A 19,689-nucleotide genomic window follows, 5' to 3' on the forward strand; every position below is an offset into this window, starting at 1 on the left:
TTTCATGTCAGAAAAACGTATGGGCATGAAGCGCTCGTGGAAGATGACCGGATTGATAATCTTAGCGGCGCTGCTTGTTGGAGTGCTACTTGGTGTAGGGGTGGATTCGGCTATAAGGGGTCGCGAACAGGCATCGGAGGTGTCACCGTCGCCTTCTAGGCGGCTCAAAGTCGTGGACGCCAAGGGTAAACCTGTTGCTGGATGCACGGTTTTAGTGGATTCCCCCAAGACCGATTCCGAACTTGATACCCTGATGCTTCCCTACACCAACTATCAAGGTGAGATTATCATTGACACACGGCCGGGTGATTATCAATTCAACGTCGGTTGTAAAGCCATTCCGAGCTATGCCGAGATCAATGAGGTTCACAAGCTCTATCTTCCTGAAGGAAGTCAACCCGTGGTGCTGAAGCTGTCTGCCGTGCGGTATGTTGGATGAACGTCCAATTGCCTTGATTTAAAACCGCCTCAACCAGAAAGACTGAGCTACCATTTGTTGCTTTGGCAATCCAAGAGCATTCAGTGGTGTGATTCTCAATGGAGACGCTTGGTGCTTCTTTCGTCATCGATGCGTTCTGATCGCACGGTGGGGGATTACCAGGTCTTGATGTCGGCCACGGTGGCATTGAGGGTGCGTATCAGATCATTTGGGTTCACACCCACGCTGAAACCACGTTTGCCGCCGGAGACCAGGATCTCGTCGAAGTCCATGGCGCTTTCGTCTATCACGGTGACGTGTTTCGTGCGCTGTCCAAGCGGGGAGATGCCGCCCACCACGTACCCGGACTCGCGCTGGGCCACCTTGGGGCTGGCCATTTCGGCCTTCTTCGCTCCCACCGCAGCGGCGAGCTTCTTCATATCCATGTGCCCGCTGACCGGTACCACGCCGATCACGCGCTCGTTGCCAGTGTCGGCCATCAGCGTCTTGAAGGCTCGGTGCGGGTTGACGCCCAGCTTTTCCGCGCCTTCCAGCCCGTAGCCTTCGTCCATATGGTCAGAGGAATGTTCATATTCATAAGGCGTGAACGCTACACCCGCCTCAATCAACTGTTCGGTGGCCGGCGTGGACGCGGTTTCGGTTTTCTTGTGCTTTTTGCTCATGGTTCCAGTTATACCGCAGTCAATAGCCCCATAAAATGAGTAGGTTGCGTTCAATGGATGCTTTTTCTTGACAATTCAGAGCAAAACACAATGAGAATGGCGCATTTCCAACGATTTCTGAATTTGTCTCCGATGGCAAGAACGGGAAAGTACACTTTGAATGAAAATGCAGCTGTGATGAATGAGGAAAACGGATTACAGATAAACATGGAGGGCATCCCAAGCGAGATGCCCTCCATGTTTACTGATTTACAGACTGACTACTTGTCAAGCTTGGCGAAGTAGAGCAGAGTGCGGATCATGTTGCAGGTGAAGCCGTATTCGTTGTCATAGAAGGTGACGGTACGAGCCAGCGTCACACCGTCAACGGTGTTCACGTCGGTCTGCGTCGGGTCGAAGACACCGCCGTGGGTGTCGTCGATGATGTCGCCGGAGACGATGCCGTCGGCGTTGTAGCCGAAGGTCTCATTGCCCTCGAAGGCCTTCTTGGCGGCGTTGTTGATGTCGTCAACGGTCACATCCTTGTCCAGCACGGTGAAGAGCTCGGTGATGGAGCCGTCAGGAATGCCGACGCGCTGTGCGTGGCCCTGCAGCTTGCCGTTTACGGAGGGGACGACCTTACCGATGGCCTTGGCGGCACCGGTGGAATGCGGAATCGTGTTCACAGCGGCAGCGCGGTTGTTGCGTGCCTTGGGGAAGCGAGGTCCGTCGAGGATCATCTGGGTGCCGGTGTAGGCGTGGATGGTGGTCATGAAGCCCACCTTGATGCCGAACTCGTCGTCAAGCAGCTTCACGGAAGCGGCGAAGGAGTTCGTCGTGCAGCTTCCAGCGGAGATGATGGCGTCCTCGGGCTTGATGATGTCTTGGTTCACGCCGAAGACGACGGTCTTGGTGGTCTCGTCCTTGGCAGGAGCGGAGATCAGCACCTTCTTGGCGCCGGCGTCCAGGTGGGCCTGGCTCTTCTCGGCGGAGGTGTAGAAGCCGGTGCACTCGAGCACGTACTCCACGCCATCGTTCTTCACCCATGGGATGTTGCGGGCATCCTTCTCGGCGTAGACCTTGTATTCCTTGCCGTCCACGATGATGGAGTCATCGGTGGACTGCACGTCGACCAGTGAGCCGTCGTCATGACGGAAGGTGCCGTGAGTGCTGTCGTACTTGAGCAGGTAGGCCAGCATCGATGGGGTGGTCAGATCGTTGATTGCCGCGACTTCGATGTTGCTTGCCTCGCCGCCACGAGCCTGCAGCTCGAAGATGCGACGGAACGCGAGACGACCGATGCGACCGAAGCCGTTGATACCAATCTTTACTGTCATGTAATTCTCCCTTGGGTTCAGCCGTCTTTCTGCCCGCAATTGGGCAAGTGCGGACGGCTATTTTTACCAACGGTTCTTATTTTACTGTGCGCGCTCTACCGGAAAGTGCCGTTTCCCACGCTTTTGGCTCAAAACCCACCAAAATTTTGTTAGCGCTCACAATTATGGGGCGTTTCACCAACATGCCATTGGTGGCCAGCAATTCCAGCGTTTCCTGCTCGTTCATCTGAGGCAGCTTGTATTTGAGATTCAGTTCGCGGTACGGCTGACCCGAGGTGTTGATGAAGCGTTTGAGCGGCAGTCCGCTGCGCTTGTACCATTGCGTGAGTTCGTCCATGCTTGGGTTGTCGGTCTTGATGTTGCGTTCGGTAAACGAGATGTTGTGCTCGTTCAGCCATTTGCGTGCCTTGGCACAGGTGGTGCAGTGGTTGTAGCACACGAACAGCACCTCGTCGGCGTTCGGTTTCGAGGTGCCGGTGGCCGAGTCGGTTGTGTGTATCGTTCCTGCGTTGGCGGCGTTGGTTGTGTGCCCGTTTGCTGGGCTGGCTGCGGTTGCATTTGTTGTTGTGGTCATGATGTCCTTCGTTGTCATTGAATTTTTCGTTGCTTTCACATTACCTAATATGCCATGCGCCTACGCAAATGTCACTATTTGTCGTACAAATTAAGTTCCGCGGCCGATGGTGCCGTTAAATGTCATTATCTGTCGTTGTGCTGTTTCGATGCGGTAAATAGTGCCGGAATATGTCATTATTTACTGTGATTTGGTCGAAGTACGGTAAATAATGCCGTTAAACGTCACTACCAGCCGGCGTATCAGCTTGGTGCGGTAAATAGTGACGTTATTTGGCATTATTTACCGCAGCTGAAGTCATTGCCTATAGATTGTGTCAGCCGCAGCATGATTGACATGTTGGTGTTACTGTGCTAAGGCGGCGGAGATGCTGGAGGCCAACGGACCGAGGCTTTCGGTCGGCGTGCGAGCAGTGGTGAATGTGGGTGTCGGAACACCGGCGGGGAAGGTGACCCAGAGCGTGCCGCGCTCCACGCTGATGCGCGCCGCGCGTCCGTCGAGGAATTCGTTGCTGACCCCTTGCACCGAGGTGTTGGTCATCGTGGTTCCGTGTAATTCGTATTTGAGGCCGGTCTCGCAGACCCCCTTGGCCTTGTCGCTCAGTGCGAACACAGACACCATCTCTCCTGTGCGGTGTGGCGCCGCCAGCCAGCTGAGCGCACCATCTACATGTCCATTGCGGCAGTCTCCGGCATTGTAATTGCAGTCCTTTCCAGTAGCCTTATTGGGACCATTGCTGCAGTTTTTCCCATCGTGGTTGGTGTCTTTGCCTGTACTGTTGCTGCTACCGTCCGTTCTCCCGCATTCTTCGTCGGTGTTTTCGCTTCCTCTGCTGGTTTCGGTGCTGCCTTCGCTGGCCGGATGGGCAAGTGATAAGTCATTCGGTATTCCTGCAATTGCGGTCACCACGTCGTGCTTGCCATAAAGAAATCCTATGCCACCGGCCTGTGCGAGCAAGCCTAAAAGTTGGATGTTGGCGATGGTGTGGTCGGTGCGTCCGCCGAGCCCACCATATATATGGAACACCCGTGCCCCGCGGTTCCAGCCCACTTTGAGTGCGGAAAGCATGTCAGGGTCGTCGTGCTCGGGCGGTAGCGTGATGACAGTGGTATGGGATGCAGTCGTTTGCATCCTGCTTGTTACCGAGTCGCAGTCTCCGACGAAGATGTTGGGGATGGCCGCGAGGCTTATGGCGTGGTCGTAGCCGCCGTCAGCCGCCACCACCAAACAGTCTGTCGGCAAGGTGTCTGCGCCTGGCTCGTTGCCATAGTATTCCCCGGCCGCGTAGACTATGCAATCACGCATCTTCATGTCCCCATTCATAAAGCCAACTGTAGCGGTTCGGTCGGGCTTCTACAAGGTTAGGATGGCTGAGGGCGGTGCGGGACAACGGCCGGCCCGGACCGCGCCCGAACTGCAGTACGAATTATTGCGCCGCGTCCGTGCACGATTCCGACGGCAACAACATCGAGGCTGTCTGCAATAAGTAGAAATAAGCGGAAATAAGTAGAAGAAGTAAGAATAAGCAGGCCGACAAGCCATTCTGAGGGCAGAGTAGGGCCTCTCCCTGGTTTGCGCCGGGGAGAGGTTGCCGTTAGCCTCGGCTTGTGTGGTCTGCCCACATCGTGTAAATTCAACTTTGAATTGCTGTAACAGCACGGAATTATGATGTTGCTTCATGATAACTGTTCAACGGCTGACGCCGGAATATTTCGAGGCCAAGGCGCGAGTCCATTCTCAGACGTGGCGAGAGACCTATCAGGGGTTGCTGCCGCAATGGCTCGTCGATAAGATCACGCCGCAATTCGCTTTGAAGGTCACCTCGGCTCGTAAAGGTGCCGACACGTTCATTGCCTTGGATGGTGGAGAGGTCATTGGATTCGCCGAATACAGCGATCCGGCCCGTCCGCCGAGCGACGGGTTGGGTGCCGCGGAACTTGATTCCATCTATGTACTCAAAAGTCGGCAGGGCAGTGGTGCCGGGCGACTGTTGTTTGAAGCGGTGCAGCATGCCGTGAGTACGCCCAAAATGGTGATTTGGGCATTCCAAGGCAATATCAACGTTCGCGGCTTCTACGGACATATGGGGTTCCATGCCACAGGCCGCACCCAGGATGAGGACGATGGAGCCAGTCACGAGATTGAGTTCGCGAACTTTGCGATTTCGTAGGAGTCTTGGGTTTGCTTCGTCCGTACTTGTGCTATACTATTATTTGGCTTGAGTAATCAAGAAAGTGGGCTTGTCCTCACCTGGAGACTTTTCGTAGTTTCGGGTTCAAAACATAATATGGTCTCGTGAAGTTGTGTAACGGTAACTGTTGTAATGAATTGCAGCGGTGAAGCATGTAGCGGGTCTTGGCAAGGCGATTGTCTTGTGCTTGAATGAATTGAAATGTTCATGATGTTTTGAATTTCAACGCTGCGTGGGCTGCAAGAGGATGCGTCCAAGAACAGCTAGGATTGGAGTTTATTATCAGCAACGAGCCACGAATTAACGACCAGATACGAGTCTCTCAGGTGCGTCTCATCGGTCCGAACAGCGAGCAGGTGGGTGTCATCGCAACCTCTGTGGCGCTCAATCTGGCTAAGGAAGCAAACTTGGACTTGGTCGAGGTGGCACCGAATGCGAATCCTCCGGTGGCCAAGCTCATCGACTACGGCAAGTACAAGTACAACGAGAAGATCAAGGCTCGTGAGGCTCGCCGTAATCAAAGCTCTGCCGAAATCAAGGAGATTCGCTTCCGCCTGAAGATCGACGAACATGACTTTGAAGTGAAGAAGGGCCATGTGGTGCGATTTCTGCATGGCGGTGACAAAGTAAAGGTCACCATCATGCTCCGTGGCCGTGAGCAATCACGCCCTGTCGGTGGTGTGGAGTTGTTGCAGCGGCTTGCACAGGAAGTCGAGGAATACGGCACCGTTGAGTCGGCTCCTAAGAGGGAGGGGCGCAACATCATGATGACGCTCGCCCCCAAGGGCAAGAAGGTGCACACTCAATCCGAGCAACGGCGGCGTGGTGATCGGTCTCGCGCTGAACGGCAGGCTCGACAGACTGCTCGGCTTGAGGCCAAGCAGGCTGAGAAGGGCGAACAGCCGGTTGTGCAGAAGACTGCTGAACCGCAGCCCGCTGTGAAGGCTCCTGCTCGGGCAGGGTCTTCTGCAAGGCAGACTACGGCCAGGCAATCTGCGGTTGCAAAGCAAGCTGCCATGCATACCGCTACGAAATCGGTCAAGTCTGCTGCAACAGCCAAGTCGGCCTTGACTCCGAAATCGACGAAACCATCGGTGGCAAAGCCCGTGCCCATGGCGAAACCCGCCAGGCCAGCAGTTCCAAGAAAGTCACCTCGTTCCACAAAAGAGTAATAAACACACAATCTTTGTGCAGGCCGAGCCTACGGCCGACCGACACAGGGCGTCAACCAAGGGTGATACCCCATTACAAGGAGGGCAGCAATGCCAAAGATGAAAAGAAATTCTGCAGCCAAGAAGCGCGTCCGCGTCACTGGTACCGGCAAGCTTATGCATGATGGCGCCGGAATGCGTCACAACCTTGAGCACAAGTCCGCCAAGAAGCGCCGCGATCTCTCTCGTGATTCGGTGTTGGCCACCGCTCAGAGCAAGAATATGAGGAAGCTGCTGGCCCGCTGAGGTTCAGACTTCTAGAGCTTTTTGGGAAAATTTAGGAATTTGGAGGAAACATTATGGCACGTGTGAAACGCGCGGTGAACGCTCATAAGAAGCGCAGGGTCGTACTCGAAAGGGCCTCGGGCTACCGTGGCCAGCGCTCTCGCTCCTATCGTAGGGCCAAGGAGCAGCTGCTCCACTCATTCAACTACAACTTCCGTGACCGCAAGGCCCGCAAGGGAGACTTCCGTAAGTTGTGGATCCAGCGCATCAACGCCGCCGTCCGTGCCCAGGGGATGACCTACAACCGCTTCATTCAGGGTCTGCATCTTGCTGGCATTGAGCTCGATCGTCGTGCTCTGGCCGAGCTCGCTGTCAATGACGAGGCCGCGTTCAAGACCATCGTTGATACGGCCAAAGCTGCTTTGCCCGCAGATGTGAATGCTCCGGTGGCTGCCTGATTTTCGGGATTGGCCGCTGCGACGATTGTCGTAATGGCATGTTCAGAGTACGCCTTGATTGAACCATTGAGTTCGGTCAAGGCGTATTTCGCTGTCTCATGGTTGATTATAAAGAGCTCAGATTGTGACGCTGCGCGACGATGCGTCGCCGTGCTATGTTTAGTGGTATGGCACTCAATTCAAGGCTAAAGCCGGCGGATGGCATGCAGGTCGATGTGTGTTCCTTCAACGATGCCATGGGGCAAGGTAGTGCCCATTTTCTTCTGGTACGTCGGCGTAGACGTTTCATCGGCGTCATGAAGGGCGTCATGGTGGTGCTTCTGCTCGCCGCATTGGGGCTGGCTCTGTGGCTACCTGTCAATCAATACGTCAACGCACGCAGGCAGCAGGCGGCTGCGGTGGCTGCAATGAGTCAGGTGGCGAAATGGCCGCAGGGACGTGTTGTCCAGGAGTATGCGGATGCCGAACGTTATAATGCCAAGATAGCGACGTCCGGCCAACAGCTGATGGGGGAGTTCGTCGATCCGTTCATGAATTCCAGGGCTGGCGCATCTTCTTCCGGTGGTTCCAGGAACGTGGGGCAGGGCAATGGGGGCAATGCGTACTCGCAAAAGGATGCCGAGTATCGTGGCTTGCTTGATGAGGGCAATGGGGTGATGGGTGTCATCGATATACCTCAGATTTCCCTGAAGCTGCCAATCTACCATGGCACTTCCGATGAGGTGCTCGACAAGGGTGTGGGGCATCTGTACGGCACCAGCCTTCCCGTGGGCGGCAAGTCCACCAACAGTGTGCTTACCGGTCACCGGGGACGCCCCAACGAGCTGTTGTTCACGCGTCTGGATGAATTGAAGGTGGGGGATGCGTTTTATATTCAGACTTTGGGCCGTACCATGGGCTATCGCATCGTTGCCATTCATGTGGTTCTTCCCAAGGACACCTATCTTTACACCGTGGTGCCTGGCAGGGACCGGGTCACACTGGTCACCTGCACGCCGTATGGGGTCAACACGCACCGGCTTGTGCTCACCGCCGAGCGTAGGCCCATCCCTCAGGACATTCCATTCCCGAGCGACGCGTACGGCGACGGGCTGCTCTGGGGCACGTTGACTGGCGTTGCAGTGGCCTTGGTCGGGATCTGCGTTTTGGCTTTGAGGCATCGGTCTCATTGGCCGGTGCGTCATGCCGATGGTTTTGTTCGCCTGAAGTGAAATCTGGCTGTTGTCTTGCTGATATTCAGATGGACAATGTGAATGTTCATGTCTGAATTCCTGAAAAATCGATTGAGAAACGCCCGGGGAAACAAGAACTTTTAGAAAACCTAAACCTTTGATTTTACTTAAGAAAGCTTGCTTATTCAGTGATTTTTAGAGATATGTACAAAGCTGACTCGCCTTGTTTATAACATTTTACAATAAAAAAGGGCTATCCTTGGAGCAGTGCTTGCCACAGCGGTCGTGGTGGGTTGAAATGAATGTAGTGATGTGACCGAGAGTGCAGCGGTTGTCGTGATGGTTGCGCAACGGGGTTTGGCAATCTCTGTTGACGGTGCGGTTATCGAGAATCGCAGTATGGATTTATCGCTGCCGCACCGAAGAGAACCATGGAGGTGATTGGTTTGCTGAACAAACAGCGTGTAATGGGTCATCTGCTGGCGGCATTGGTCACAACGGTTGGATTCCTTGCTGTGTCATTGTTTGGTTTTGCTCCTCCAACACGTACCGCCGCCGCGGTTTCCCCGCAAATCGGCGTGCAAGCTAATGAGAGCGTGGATTACACGCCCAAGTTGTTTGACATGATGGCCTACAACAACCGGGTGGACACCAATCAGGACGAGTTGCGCATGGACTTCGTGCTGCGGCTGGCGCATGGCCAGGTCGACGTGTCGAATCCCGAGCGTTGCGATGCGCAGGCGGTCTCGATCAGCAGTGGGGCCACGATGACCTCGGCTCGCAGCTGCGGACTGCGTCTTTCCTACGCGTGGTCGGCCGATCCCAACGGGTTGATTCCGACCCTGACCTATCTCAACACGTCCTCGGGTCAGGCCGGAGCGGTGAACTGGGCGAGGAACAACAGCGCCTACTACACCATCCATTCGAAGATTTCCTCGGGTATGTATGACTATCTGGCCATCTCCATCGAGGCGGACATCGACCAGAGCAACGCCGGCAACACCACGCTCGGCGGCGTGGAGACACCGCAATACGTCTATGCCACAGTCGGCAGTGCCAGCACATCCACCTCGGGCAATTTCGACATCGCCAGCAACAACGCCAAGGTCAATCTGGCCGCTGGACATCCGGCCTACGTGTATTCCGGGAATACCTGCAACGCTGCGAATGCCTACTGCAGTGGGCCTCGCGCTTTCATCGGCTATGACAGCAACCCGAAGCTGTGGAGCCTCAACCAGGCGAACTGGGGGCTGGTCACCGACTACGGGTTCAACAAGGTGTCCGGCGACTCCAGCACGTCCAATGTCTGGGACTTTGTCGGAGGCCATAACATAACCAACGCCCCCGAGGGCACCGCGCCATCCAACTCGTTCTTCGTAAGCTGGTTCAACACTGCGCAGGGGAGCGCACCGTGCCAGAAGAACACCTCGTTCTACTTCCAATGGATAGGACTTGAAAACGGCATCCAATGGGTGCCGGTGAAGGACCTCACACCCGTGGCCCAACGGGTGGACGGTCAGAACGTCTCCCGAATCGGTACGGATATGGGCGACACCGCGGCGTTCAACAGCCCTGCGCCCTCCACATCGCCGCGCTATCATCCCACGCCCAACAGCATCATGGCCAAGGATGGAAACGGCTGGAGTCCGGCCCAGAACGGCGACGGCACCATCGACTTCAAGAAGGCCAAGGAGGACCAGCCCGGTCTGGACGGGTATTTCAAGCTCGTCACCTGGCCCATCACCACGAACGCCGACGACTCCATCGGCCAATGTGCCACGGAACCGTATAAGGACGCGTACAACCCGCTCTATGATCAAGGTGATGACAGCAAGGGCGTGACCGAGCAGATGGCCAACAGCGACCAGACGCAGGTCCGGTCGGTCCTCGACAAGGGCTGGACCGTGGGCACGGCGTTCTACAAGTACTCGTTGCCCGAGGTCGCCCCTCCGGTCATCGACACGCCTGCCGAGAACTCCTTCCAGCCGAATCAGCCGACCATCAGCGGCACTGGCATCCCTGGGTCGAAGGTCTCGCTGTACGCCGAGGATTCGGCAAAACCGATTGCCGCAGGTGACGTGGATAACACCGATACACGAGGCCGTTTCGTGGGTGAGGTCACTGTCGGCTCCGATGGTAGGTGGTCAGTGCAGGACACGGATAACACCCTCACTTCCGGCTCGCTGCGCTACCATGCCTGGCAGGTCGAGCAGACCACTGGCTACGACCTGACCTCGAAGTTTTCGAACATACGGACCGTCCAGTTCGGTCAGACCCCGCCTCCTGTGGTGAATGTCTCTACGGTGGTGCCGCATACGCAGTTCGCGCACAACGGTGAGCTGCCGCCGAACTCCACGGTCGATCTTTCCGGCACAGCAGCTCCACTTGACGCCGGTGATGTGCTCAAGGTCTACGGCCTGCGTCCAAGTGAGATCAACAATGCGACACCGCCCGCTGCAAGTCTGATCGACGACTGCACACAGACCTTGAACGTGGCAGGCTCGCAGTCGTGGTCCTGCGCAATCAATCCGACCTGGTTCCTCACCAAGGCCTCCGACGGCGATACGTTCGTCTTCCGGGCCGCGCTGACGAAGGCGGACGGTTCGCGCACCGTGATGTCGACGAACACCAATCAGGTCACAGTCGATATGACACCTCCGCGTCTTGGCGACATCGTCGTCCAGACCACGTCGACCGGCAATACCATAGGTGGCAAGGCCTATCGTCTGCCGACAGGGTCGGACAGCGATGCGGACGCCACGGTGCAGGTCACCTGGCCCGACGGCTCCACCGCCTCGACCACGACGGATTCGGGCGGCTCATGGTCATTCACCGTGCCCACAGGCGTGTACACCGGAGATGCGAAATTCCAAGCGGTGGACACACAGAGTAATGAGTCCGCCACCGTCACGCACACCTTGAGCCTCGTCGAACCCAGCCGCAATCTGCCGTTTACTGGCGATGATACCCATCGGCTTGGTTTCCTCGCTGCTGTGATCGGAGCTGCTTTGGCGGTGGCCGCCGTTGGCTATGGCATCGTCAGGAAGTATGGGAACTCACGAAAGGTGGTGGATACGTAAATGCGTGTGAAACACGGGTTGCGGTTCGGCAACACGGCATGCGCCGTGGGTGCCGAACCGCAACCTGAAGGATTCACCACAACAGGCGAATCAAAAAATCAAATGATGATTATTGAATGATTGTAAGAATAATTGGAGGAAGAATCATGAATGGAACGTTGAGCAAGGGACTGCGTACAGCAGTCGGCTTGGCGGCGGCCTCCGCTGCACTGTTGGCGTTCGCGCCGACCGCGCAGGCGGCCGACAGCGTGGCGCTCGATCAAAGCGCCACCACGCAGATCGCCATCAATGCCGAGGGGGCGGACGACGCGGCCAAGGCTGCGGCGCTCAAGGGCCACACGTTCACTGCGGTGCGTCTGGCGACTTATGACAGCGCTTCGCACAACGGTACCGCCTTGGAGACAATCGGCACCGGTGTCGACAACGGTTCGCTGGCGGTTGAGCAAGGCGCATTGAGCAGCGTGCTGAACGCGACGCTGACAACGGGGCAAAGCGGCAATCCCATGAACTACGTCACCAAACACTGGCTCGGCTTCCCGAACTCCGGAGTGAGCACCAATGCGGATGAGACATCGAGTAGCGGCAACTACAGCGGCAAGCTTCGCGACTTTGTCACGGCATTGACCAAGCAGACGGGGTACAGTGGTCTGCTCAGCGGATCGACGCACACAACGAGCGTCGCCACCGATTCGACAGCCACTTCAACCTCAATCACTGGTCTGCCTCAGGGGCTGTACATGATTGTGGATACGACCGGGCAAAGTGGCATCGAAGCCAACGCCTCGGCGGCCATCCCGATGCTGGTTGGCACTCCGGTGATGGGCGATGGCACGAGCTACACCAAATTCAGCGCCAACGATGTCAACACCTTGGGTCAGATCACGCTCAAGAGCAACACTCCGACCATTGAGAAGCACATGATCGGCGGGGTCGCAGACGGCAAGCTTCATGTGGGCAGCAACGTCCAGTTCAAGATCACCGGCTCCGTGCCGTTGACCACCGGATTCGACCACTTCCGTTACGAGCTCTCCGACAACCCGTCCGCCGGCCTCTCATTCGTCAGTGTCGACTCCGTACGTGTCGATGACGCCGCTAACGTCGATGCGGCCGACACAGGCACCCCTGTGCAGGCATTGACTGAAGGCACGGACTACACGGTGACCCAGCCTGCGGCAGCCGGCGACCCACTGGTGTTCAATTTCTTCCCGAGCATCATCGGCATCGGTCAACAGCATTATGGTCAGTACATCCACGTCACCTACACCATGAAGGTCAACGATGCCGCCAATGGCACCAATGTGCGCAACGGCATCAAGCTCGCGTACTCCAGCGATTCGGCCAACCAGCCTGATGCCAATGGCAATGGCGGCACGCTGAACACCATCGACAAGACCGGTGAAGGCGAGTCGATTCAGATCCACCTCTACGGCTTCACGCTCAAGACCGTGGCCCGTTCCGACAACAATACCGCCCTCGACGGAGCTACGTTCCAGGTGCAGCACAACGAGCCTGGCCGGGCTTTCGAGACCATGAAGTTCCTGCCTGACGGCACGACCGGCAACTACAAGCTGGCCGCCGACCAGAATGATGCCAATGCAACGGACACGTTGAGTGTGTCGACCGGAGCCGCCGGCGACCGCGCCAAGGGCGAGCTGCATGTCGAAGGACTTGCGGACGGCGACTACAACGTCATTGAAACCGCTGTGCCTTCAGGGTACTCAGATGCATTCTCTTCAACCTTCAAGGTGCACATCAAGACCGACGACAACACGATGACCCCTGCGGCTACGGCCGAAGATCCGGCGTTCACCAATGATGCCGACACCTGGACTCTGGTCGCTCCTGGTTCATGGCGCGGCGCTGATATGGACACCCATGTGATTAACGTGCAGGAAGTCACTTCCGCCACGCAACTGCCGCTCACCGGCGGTGCCGGCGCCATCATGGTAGGCATGGTGGTTGTGGTGCTGCTTGCGGCATCCGGTGCCATCTTCATCTACACCAAGCGCGGTGAGAAGGCGCTCGCCAAGGAGGCGTAGCCTTCGGACTGTTACTGCTGCATGTTGTCCTGCCGTGTCAGATTGGGCTGGGAATAATGTGGCGGCATAGCGTCCGATTGCTGATAGACGGCTTATCCGCGTGCATGTTCGTGCACGCGGATAAGCCGTTTTGCTGCCCGTAATGCCGTGATATGGGATTTAGAATAAAGGTATGCAGCAGATGAGGGACGAATATAACGAACTGTTGGAGCAGTTTCTGGCCCACATCGGCGTGGAGCGTGGGCTCGCCGATGCCACGGTGCGGGCGTATGCCTCCGATCTCAGGAGGTATATCGATTGGCTGCGTTGCCAAGGAATTGCAGGCGTGGATTCCGTCACCGCCCATGACATCGAGGACTACATGGCTGTTCTTGCCGAAGAGAGTCAAAGCGGCACCAGTCGCGCCCGTCACCTGGCCAGCATCCATGAGTTTCACAGGTTTGCGGTTGCGCAAGGCAGGGCTAAGACCGATGTTTCGGCAAAAGTCAAAGCGCCGAAGGCCGCAGGGCGCCTGCCGGATGTACTCACGGTGGATGAGGTGGCTGCGTTGCTCGATGCTGCGGCCATGGGCGGTTCCTCAAATCCGGTGGTGCTGCGTGACAAGGCGTTGCTCGAGTTCATGTATGCCACGGGTTGCCGTGTCTCCGAGGCCGTGGGCACAAACCTGGCGGATATTGACTTTGAGGACTGCCTGGTGCGTCTTACTGGAAAGGGCAGCAAGCAGCGCCTGGTGCCGATGGGAGGCGAGGCGGTGAAGGCGTTGCGACGGTATCTGTGTGAAGGCCGCCCGCTGTTGGAGCGGCGTGGAAAAGGCGGGATTGAACGTGACGCAGCGTTCCTCAACAAGCGTGGTCGGCGCATCTCGCGTCAGAGCGTGTGGGAGGTGGTAAAGGATGCGGGGGAGCGTGCCCACATCACCAAGCCGTTGCATCCCCACACGCTGCGTCATTCGTTCGCCACGCATCTCATCCAAGGCGGTGCCGATGTGCGAACGGTTCAGGAGCTGCTTGGCCACGCCTCGGTGACCACTACGCAGATTTACACGCACGTCAGCCCCGAGAACCTTATCGAGGTGTACCTCACCGCCCATCCGCGAGCCCGGTGATATGGTGAGTAGACCTCTTGATAAGCTGAGAGCATGCCTACAGATCTGCTTGGACGCGAATTCGAGATTTTTCCAGCACCGCAGCCGTTGACCCATCATGGCCCGGCGCGGGTGCTCGCCATGTGCAATCAGAAGGGCGGGGTTGGCAAAACCACCAGTTCCATTAATCTTGCAGGTGCCTTGGGCGAGTATGGCCGTCGTGTGCTGATTGTGGATTTCGATCCCCAGGGTGCGGCCACTGTGGGTCTTGGCATCAATGCGAACAGTGTGGACAACACCATATACACCGCCCTGTTTGACGATTCCGTGGACGTTCATAGTGTCATCCAGCATACCGACTTTGAGAACCTCGACATCATTCCCGCCAACATCGATCTTTCAGCGGCTGAGATTCAGCTGGTCACCGAGGTGGGTCGTGAGCAGATTCTCGCTGGGGTGCTACGCGGTGTGAAGGACGAATACGATGCCATCATCATCGACTGCCAGCCCTCTCTTGGTTTGTTGACGGTCAATGCGCTGGCCGCTGCGGACGGTGTCGTCATTCCCGTTGCCGCCGAGTTCTTTGCGCTGCGTGGCGTGGCACTGCTCATGCAGTCCATAGAGAAGGTGAGGAATCGTATCAACCCTGGCCTCGTCATCGACGGCGTGCTGGTGACGATGTACACTCGTACGCTCCACAGCGAAGAGGTGCTGCAGCGCATTTACGAGGCCTTTGGAGACAAGGTGCTTCACACGGTCATCTCTCGTTCCATCAAATTGCCGGATTCCACGGTGGCGGCCGAACCCATCACCATGTATGCCCCTGGGCACAAGACGGCCAAGGAATACCGCGCCGCTGTTCGTGAGCTGATTCATCGCGGCGTTGTGGCTTAGGCGAGCCTTGGACAAGGTGCAGAGCGTCGAAACCAGTGCGACGGATGATTCATCGGTTGCGGGCGGCGCATCGAATTCCGGCTTCTTGGTAAGTCTGCCGTCCTATTCCGGCCCGTTCGACGCCTTGCTCTCCATGATTGCAAACAGGAAACTTGAACTCACGGAAATATCGCTGTTCTCCATCACCGAGGAATTTCTGGACTATGTGCGCGGTCTTGATCTGGAAGAAAACATGGACGAGGCCAGCGCATTCATTGATGTGGCTTCCGTTCTGGTTGAGGCCAAAAGCGTAGCTTTGCTGCCGGGTGGTGTGGATGGTGAGCAGGACGAACAGAGCATGGAGGCGCTTCGTGAGCGTGACATGTTGTTTGCCCGCCTCGTGCAATATCGCTCGTTCAAGAGTGCTGCCAGTGAATTTCGTTCCAGTCTTGAGGCCAATGCCGGCAGATTCCCGCATCCTGCGTCAATGGATGGTTTCACGACCGCGCTGTTGCCCGAATTGGTCTGGACGCTGACGCCGGATGATTTGGCTCGCATCGCTGCACAGGTCATCACCAATGCGCCCGAACGTGAGGTCTCGTTGCGCCAGCTGCACGTCTCCCAGGTGGATTTGCAGGAGCAGGCCGCCATTGTGCGGAGCCGTCTGAGCGCGCTTGCCACTGGTGGGGGTGGTGCGGACGATTCGCAGGAGAGCGGCTCGATGACCTTTGCCGAGCTGACACGCGATGCCGCGTCACGTCTTGAAGTGGTGGCACGTTTCCTCGCCATTCTGCTGTTCTTCAAGCAGGGTTCGCTGCAATACAAACAGGCCGGACCGTTTGCTGAGCTCAGCCTTCGTTGGGTGCCCGGCAAAGTCGACGCAGATAAGGCTGCAGGGCGGGGCACTCGGCAGCATGGCGAAGGTGAGAGCGATGTTGGTGGGCGCACTGCGAACGGTGACGACGGTCAGCGCAGGGCTGTCGGTGCGCGCGATGGCAGCGGTACGGATGTAGCTGTGGCGATTGATGAAAGCGATTTCGCATGACGGAAGACGGATTGAACATGAACTCAGACGAAGCGGCTGATCCCAGCTTGGTTGAGCAGACCCAGGGCTCTGTGGCAGGAGCGATGTCTCAGCGGTCCCACTCCATACAGGCTCAACGAACCGTGCGGTCCCGCTCTTCGCGGTCTCAAGGGAAAGGCTCCGAGACGTCCGGTAAGGATCAGGACAGCGGTTCGGATGAACTGACCTTCGATGTGGATCTGCTTCCCGGAGGTCTTGAGGCTTGCCTGGAGGCGGTGCTCATGGTGGCCGACCAGCCGCAGCACAGCGATGCTCTGGCCCGTGTGCTCGGTGTTGATGAGGCTCGGGTGGCTGCAGCGCTTGTTTCGCTGCAGGAACAATATGAAGGTGCCCAGCTCGGCAGCGTGCCCCGCGGTTTCGAATTACGTCATACGGCTCGTGGCTGGCAGTTCTGCACCCGTGCCGTCTACGAACCGGTGGTCTCCGCATTCGTCACAGACGGCCAGGCGGCGAAACTTTCGCAGGCCGCTCTGGAGGCGCTCGCCATAGTGGCGTATCAGCAGCCGATTACGAGAGCCGGTGTAGCGGCGATTCGTGGCGTCAATTCTGACGGCGTGATTCGTTCGCTTGTTGCTCGTGGACTGGTTCGCGAGTTCGGCGTCGACCCGGACACCCATGCCGCGCTGCTTGTCACCTCGCCGCTGTTTCTGGAGAAGATGGGTCTTGATTCGCTTGACCAGCTGCCCAAGCTTGCTCCCTTCATGCCTGTTGCTGACGATGTCATCGAAGATGCCGAAGGTCGTTAGTCTTCCTCTTGACGGGTGGGATTGGTCTCGTGGCTACGTCGTTAGATGTCACTGTCTGCAGTGATGGTTTGGTTATGCAGTAGATAATACCGTATAACGTCATTCTTTGTAGTCGAAGGTCGTAGACGTGGTAGATTGTGCCGTTTAGTGTCACTTTTTGTCGTGATCGGTTGTTGATGCGGTAATTTGTGCCGATGCGTGGCAGTATTTGTTGATCGTTGATATTTTTGCGGTAGATAGTGCCACACAGCGTCACTATTTGTAGTGTTTCATCGTCGGTGCGGTAGATTGTGTCGTTTGCTTGTGGTGTGATATCGGCGCTCAGCCGTGCGGCGAATGGCTTCGCCGCTGTCACATATCTCCGTTACTATGGTGAAGGTTTATGCTTTGAGGCAATGACACAGGAATATGGCAGAGAATGTTGTATTGATGCGCTTGAGTGACACACAACATGACGGTTAGTAAAAAGTAATAGGAGAGTCTTTTATGGCAGTACGCGGTGATATTCGGAATGTGGCGATCGTGGCTCACGTTGACCACGGCAAGACCACACTCGTGAACTCGATGCTTCAGCAGTCGCACGTGTTCAACGAGCGCGAGGAAGTGCCGGACCGCGTGCTTGATTCCAACGATCTGGAGCGCGAGAAGGGCATCACCATCCTGGCGAAGAACACCGCCGTCGAATATCACGGCCCGTTGGCGGCCAAGTACGGCGAGCCCGACGGCATCACCATCAACGTCATCGACACCCCCGGCCATGCCGATTTCGGCGGCGAGGTGGAGCGTGGCATCTCCATGGTCGACGGTGTCGTGCTTCTCGTCGATGCCTCGGAAGGCCCGCTGCCGCAGACCCGTTTCGTGCTGCGCAAGGCGCTTGAGGCCAAGCTTCCCGTGATTCTGTGCATCAACAAGGTCGATCGCCCCGATGCCCGCATCTCCGAAGTGGTCTCCGAGACCACGGATCTGCTGCTCGGCTTGGCTCAGGACGTCACTGAGGAGGGCGTGGATCTTGATCTTGACTCCCTGCTTGACCTGCCGGTCATCTATTGCGCCGCCAAGGTGGGCTATGCCTCTCGTAACCAGCCGAAAGATGGCGAGCTGCCTGACAACCAAGATCTTGAGCCGCTCTTCGACACCATCATCTCCAACATTCCAGCCCCTGAGTATGAGGAAGGCGCGCCGTTGCAGGCGCACGTCACCAACATCGATTCCTCGGATTATCTGGGACGTTTGGGTCTCGTGCGCGTCTACAACGGCACAATTGAGAAGGGCAAGCAGTACGGTCTTTCCCGTGTGGATGGCTCCATCGAGAACTTCAAGCTCACTGAGATCCTGAAGACCCAAGGCCTGACCCGCAACCCCGTCGACGAGGCAGGCCCGGGAGACATCGTGGCCGTCGCCGGTGTCTCCGATATTATGATTGGCGAGACCATCGTCGACAAAGACGACCCCAAGCCGCTGCCTTTGATTCACGTGGATGACCCGGCCATCTCCATGACCTTCGGCATCAACGATTCGCCGCTGGCCGGCACTGAAGGCAAGGACCACAAGCTCACTGCCCGTATGATCAAGGACCGCCTCGACAGAGAGCTCATCGGCAACGTCTCCATCAAGGTGCTGCCCACCAAGCGTCCGGACACCTGGGAGGTACAGGGCCGCGGAGAGCTGGCGCTGGCCATCCTTGCGGAGCAGATGCGCCGTGAGGGCTATGAACTCACCGTCGGCCGCCCGCAGGTGGTCACGAAGACCATTGACGGCAAACTCAATGAGCCTATGGAGGCCGACACCATCGATGTGCCTGAGGAATACATGGGTGCCGTCACTCAGCTCATGGCCGACCGCAAAGGGCGTATGGATTCCATGAGCAACCACGGTTCGGGCTGGGTGCGTATGGAGTTCACAGTGCCCTCTCGCGGTCTTATCGGCTTCCGCACCGCGCTGCTGACCGCCACTCGTGGCACCGGCATCTCCAGTTCCATCTCCGCGGGCTATGCTCCGTGGGCCGGCTCCATTGTGACCCGGCAGAACGGTTCGCTGGTCTCGGATCGTCAGGGCACCGCCACTCCGTACGCCATGCAGCGCCTTCAGGCCCGTGGCAGCTTCTTCATCCAGCCGCAGTCACCGGTCTATGAGGGCCAGGTGGTTGGTGTGAACAACAAGCCGGATGAAATGGATGTGAACGTCACGCTGGCCAAGCATATGACCAACATGCGTTCCTCCACGGCCGATGTGCTCGAGACGTTGACGCCCCCGATTCAGATGAGCCTTGAGGAGTCGCTCGACTTCGCCAACGAGGATGAGTGTGTGGAGGTGACTCCTGAGTCCATCCGCGTGCGCAAAGTGATTTTGAACCGCGACGAGTGGTATAAGTGGCGTGCCAAGCAGCGTCGTCAGGATGCCGCCAGAAAGTAGGGCAGTAAGGTCTGTTCGGGCGGCGTGACGCGACGTGCTAGTGTAAGCTAGACACTTCTTGTGTGATTTCGTGTGTATTGAGTCTTCTTTCATCCGCAACAGCGGATGAAAGAAGATTTTTTA

At 57.2% G+C, this 19,689-nt stretch carries 15 protein-coding genes and 3 pseudogenes; 13 read left to right on the plus strand and 5 right to left on the minus strand.

Going from position 1 to position 19,689, the window contains the following annotated elements:
• Positions 1-4 precede the first annotated feature (4 nt).
• Complete coding sequence (locus tag ACSYSS_RS02140) at positions 5-439, plus strand: hypothetical protein (protein WP_491703861.1); 435 nt, start codon at positions 5-7, stop codon at positions 437-439.
• Positions 440-594: 155 nt separating this feature from the next.
• Here the strand turns inward: ACSYSS_RS02140 and ybaK are convergent, their stop codons facing one another.
• The 5 genes and pseudogenes from ybaK to ACSYSS_RS02165 all read right to left on the minus strand — a co-directional run.
• Positions 595-1,101 carry a Cys-tRNA(Pro) deacylase gene (gene ybaK / locus ACSYSS_RS02145; protein ID WP_491703862.1) on the minus strand — a complete coding sequence of 169 codons (507 nt, stop codon included), beginning with the start codon at positions 1,099-1,101 and terminating at the stop codon, positions 595-597.
• A 260-nt stretch (positions 1,102-1,361) separates the two neighbouring features.
• Positions 1,362-2,417: a type I glyceraldehyde-3-phosphate dehydrogenase gene (gene gap / locus ACSYSS_RS02150; RefSeq protein ID WP_491703863.1), complete on the minus strand. Its 1,056-nt coding sequence runs from the start codon at positions 2,415-2,417 to the stop codon at positions 1,362-1,364.
• A gap of 76 nt (positions 2,418-2,493) precedes the next feature.
• Positions 2,494-2,991, minus strand: coding sequence for an arsenate reductase family protein (locus ACSYSS_RS02155; protein ID WP_491703864.1), 498 nt, complete (start codon positions 2,989-2,991; stop codon positions 2,494-2,496).
• A 345-nt stretch (positions 2,992-3,336) separates the two neighbouring features.
• Complete coding sequence (locus tag ACSYSS_RS02160; protein ID WP_491704178.1) at positions 3,337-3,612, minus strand: hypothetical protein; 276 nt, start codon at positions 3,610-3,612, stop codon at positions 3,337-3,339.
• A 225-nt stretch (positions 3,613-3,837) separates the two neighbouring features.
• Positions 3,838-4,212 (minus strand): annotated as a pseudogene (locus ACSYSS_RS02165) (thiamine diphosphokinase); the annotation flags it as partial.
• 457 nt (positions 4,213-4,669) lie between these two features.
• Between ACSYSS_RS02165 and ACSYSS_RS02170 the strand changes: the two are divergent.
• The 12 genes and pseudogenes from ACSYSS_RS02170 (at position 4,670) to typA (ending at position 19,566) form a co-directional block, all read left to right on the plus strand.
• The gene (locus ACSYSS_RS02170; RefSeq protein WP_491703865.1) at positions 4,670-5,161 is read left to right on the plus strand and encodes a GNAT family N-acetyltransferase; all 492 of its coding nucleotides are present in this window, start codon (positions 4,670-4,672) and stop codon (positions 5,159-5,161) included.
• A gap of 290 nt (positions 5,162-5,451) precedes the next feature.
• A pseudogene (gene infC / locus ACSYSS_RS02175) lies at positions 5,452-6,084 on the plus strand (translation initiation factor IF-3); the annotation flags it as partial.
• A gap of 360 nt (positions 6,085-6,444) precedes the next feature.
• On the plus strand, positions 6,445-6,639 hold the full coding sequence (gene rpmI, locus ACSYSS_RS02180; RefSeq protein WP_491703866.1) for a 50S ribosomal protein L35: 195 nt from the start codon (positions 6,445-6,447) through the stop codon (positions 6,637-6,639).
• A 53-nt stretch (positions 6,640-6,692) separates the two neighbouring features.
• Positions 6,693-7,076 carry a 50S ribosomal protein L20 gene (gene rplT, locus ACSYSS_RS02185; protein ID WP_491703867.1) on the plus strand — a complete coding sequence of 128 codons (384 nt, stop codon included), beginning with the start codon at positions 6,693-6,695 and terminating at the stop codon, positions 7,074-7,076.
• A gap of 167 nt (positions 7,077-7,243) precedes the next feature.
• A complete protein-coding gene (locus ACSYSS_RS02190; protein ID WP_491703868.1) occupies positions 7,244-8,287 on the plus strand; it encodes a class C sortase in 1,044 nt (347 codons plus the stop codon).
• Between the two features lie 407 nt (positions 8,288-8,694).
• A complete protein-coding gene (locus ACSYSS_RS02195) occupies positions 8,695-11,328 on the plus strand; it encodes a hypothetical protein (protein WP_491703869.1) in 2,634 nt (877 codons plus the stop codon).
• Positions 11,329-11,474: 146 nt separating this feature from the next.
• The gene (locus tag ACSYSS_RS02200) at positions 11,475-13,367 is read left to right on the plus strand and encodes an isopeptide-forming domain-containing fimbrial protein (RefSeq protein ID WP_491703870.1); all 1,893 of its coding nucleotides are present in this window, start codon (positions 11,475-11,477) and stop codon (positions 13,365-13,367) included.
• Positions 13,368-13,548: 181 nt separating this feature from the next.
• Positions 13,549-14,472 (plus strand): site-specific tyrosine recombinase XerD, encoded by a 924-nt coding sequence (xerD, locus tag ACSYSS_RS02205; RefSeq protein WP_491704179.1) that lies wholly within the window; start codon positions 13,549-13,551, stop codon positions 14,470-14,472.
• Between the two features lie 33 nt (positions 14,473-14,505).
• A complete protein-coding gene (locus ACSYSS_RS02210; protein ID WP_491703871.1) occupies positions 14,506-15,345 on the plus strand; it encodes a ParA family protein in 840 nt (279 codons plus the stop codon).
• Between the two features lie 7 nt (positions 15,346-15,352).
• Positions 15,353-16,195: pseudogene (locus ACSYSS_RS02215) on the plus strand (segregation and condensation protein A); the annotation flags it as partial.
• Between the two features lie 257 nt (positions 16,196-16,452).
• Positions 16,453-17,154 carry an SMC-Scp complex subunit ScpB gene (scpB, locus tag ACSYSS_RS02220; RefSeq protein ID WP_491704180.1) on the plus strand — a complete coding sequence of 234 codons (702 nt, stop codon included), beginning with the start codon at positions 16,453-16,455 and terminating at the stop codon, positions 17,152-17,154.
• A 486-nt stretch (positions 17,155-17,640) separates the two neighbouring features.
• Complete coding sequence (gene typA, locus ACSYSS_RS02225; protein ID WP_491703872.1) at positions 17,641-19,566, plus strand: translational GTPase TypA; 1,926 nt, start codon at positions 17,641-17,643, stop codon at positions 19,564-19,566.
• Positions 19,567-19,689 lie beyond the last annotated feature (123 nt).

Source organism: Bifidobacterium sp. ESL1118 (assembly GCF_058505595.1).

Coding starts and splice junctions, on each gene's coding strand:
- ACSYSS_RS02140 (WP_491703861.1), top strand. CDS start 5: ATGTCAGAAAAACGTATGGGCATGAAGCGCTCGTGGAAGATGACCGGA.
- ybaK (WP_491703862.1), bottom strand. CDS start 1,101: ATGAGCAAAAAGCACAAGAAAACCGAAACCGCGTCCACGCCGGCCACC.
- gap (WP_491703863.1), bottom strand. CDS start 2,417: ATGACAGTAAAGATTGGTATCAACGGCTTCGGTCGCATCGGTCGTCTC.
- ACSYSS_RS02155 (WP_491703864.1), bottom strand. CDS start 2,991: ATGACCACAACAACAAATGCAACCGCAGCCAGCCCAGCAAACGGGCAC.
- ACSYSS_RS02160 (WP_491704178.1), bottom strand. CDS start 3,612: ATGGTGTCTGTGTTCGCACTGAGCGACAAGGCCAAGGGGGTCTGCGAG.
- ACSYSS_RS02170 (WP_491703865.1), top strand. CDS start 4,670: ATGATAACTGTTCAACGGCTGACGCCGGAATATTTCGAGGCCAAGGCG.
- rpmI (WP_491703866.1), top strand. CDS start 6,445: ATGCCAAAGATGAAAAGAAATTCTGCAGCCAAGAAGCGCGTCCGCGTC.
- rplT (WP_491703867.1), top strand. CDS start 6,693: ATGGCACGTGTGAAACGCGCGGTGAACGCTCATAAGAAGCGCAGGGTC.
- ACSYSS_RS02190 (WP_491703868.1), top strand. CDS start 7,244: ATGGCACTCAATTCAAGGCTAAAGCCGGCGGATGGCATGCAGGTCGAT.
- ACSYSS_RS02200 (WP_491703870.1), top strand. CDS start 11,475: ATGAATGGAACGTTGAGCAAGGGACTGCGTACAGCAGTCGGCTTGGCG.
- xerD (WP_491704179.1), top strand. CDS start 13,549: ATGAGGGACGAATATAACGAACTGTTGGAGCAGTTTCTGGCCCACATC.
- ACSYSS_RS02210 (WP_491703871.1), top strand. CDS start 14,506: ATGCCTACAGATCTGCTTGGACGCGAATTCGAGATTTTTCCAGCACCG.
- scpB (WP_491704180.1), top strand. CDS start 16,453: ATGTCTCAGCGGTCCCACTCCATACAGGCTCAACGAACCGTGCGGTCC.
- typA (WP_491703872.1), top strand. CDS start 17,641: ATGGCAGTACGCGGTGATATTCGGAATGTGGCGATCGTGGCTCACGTT.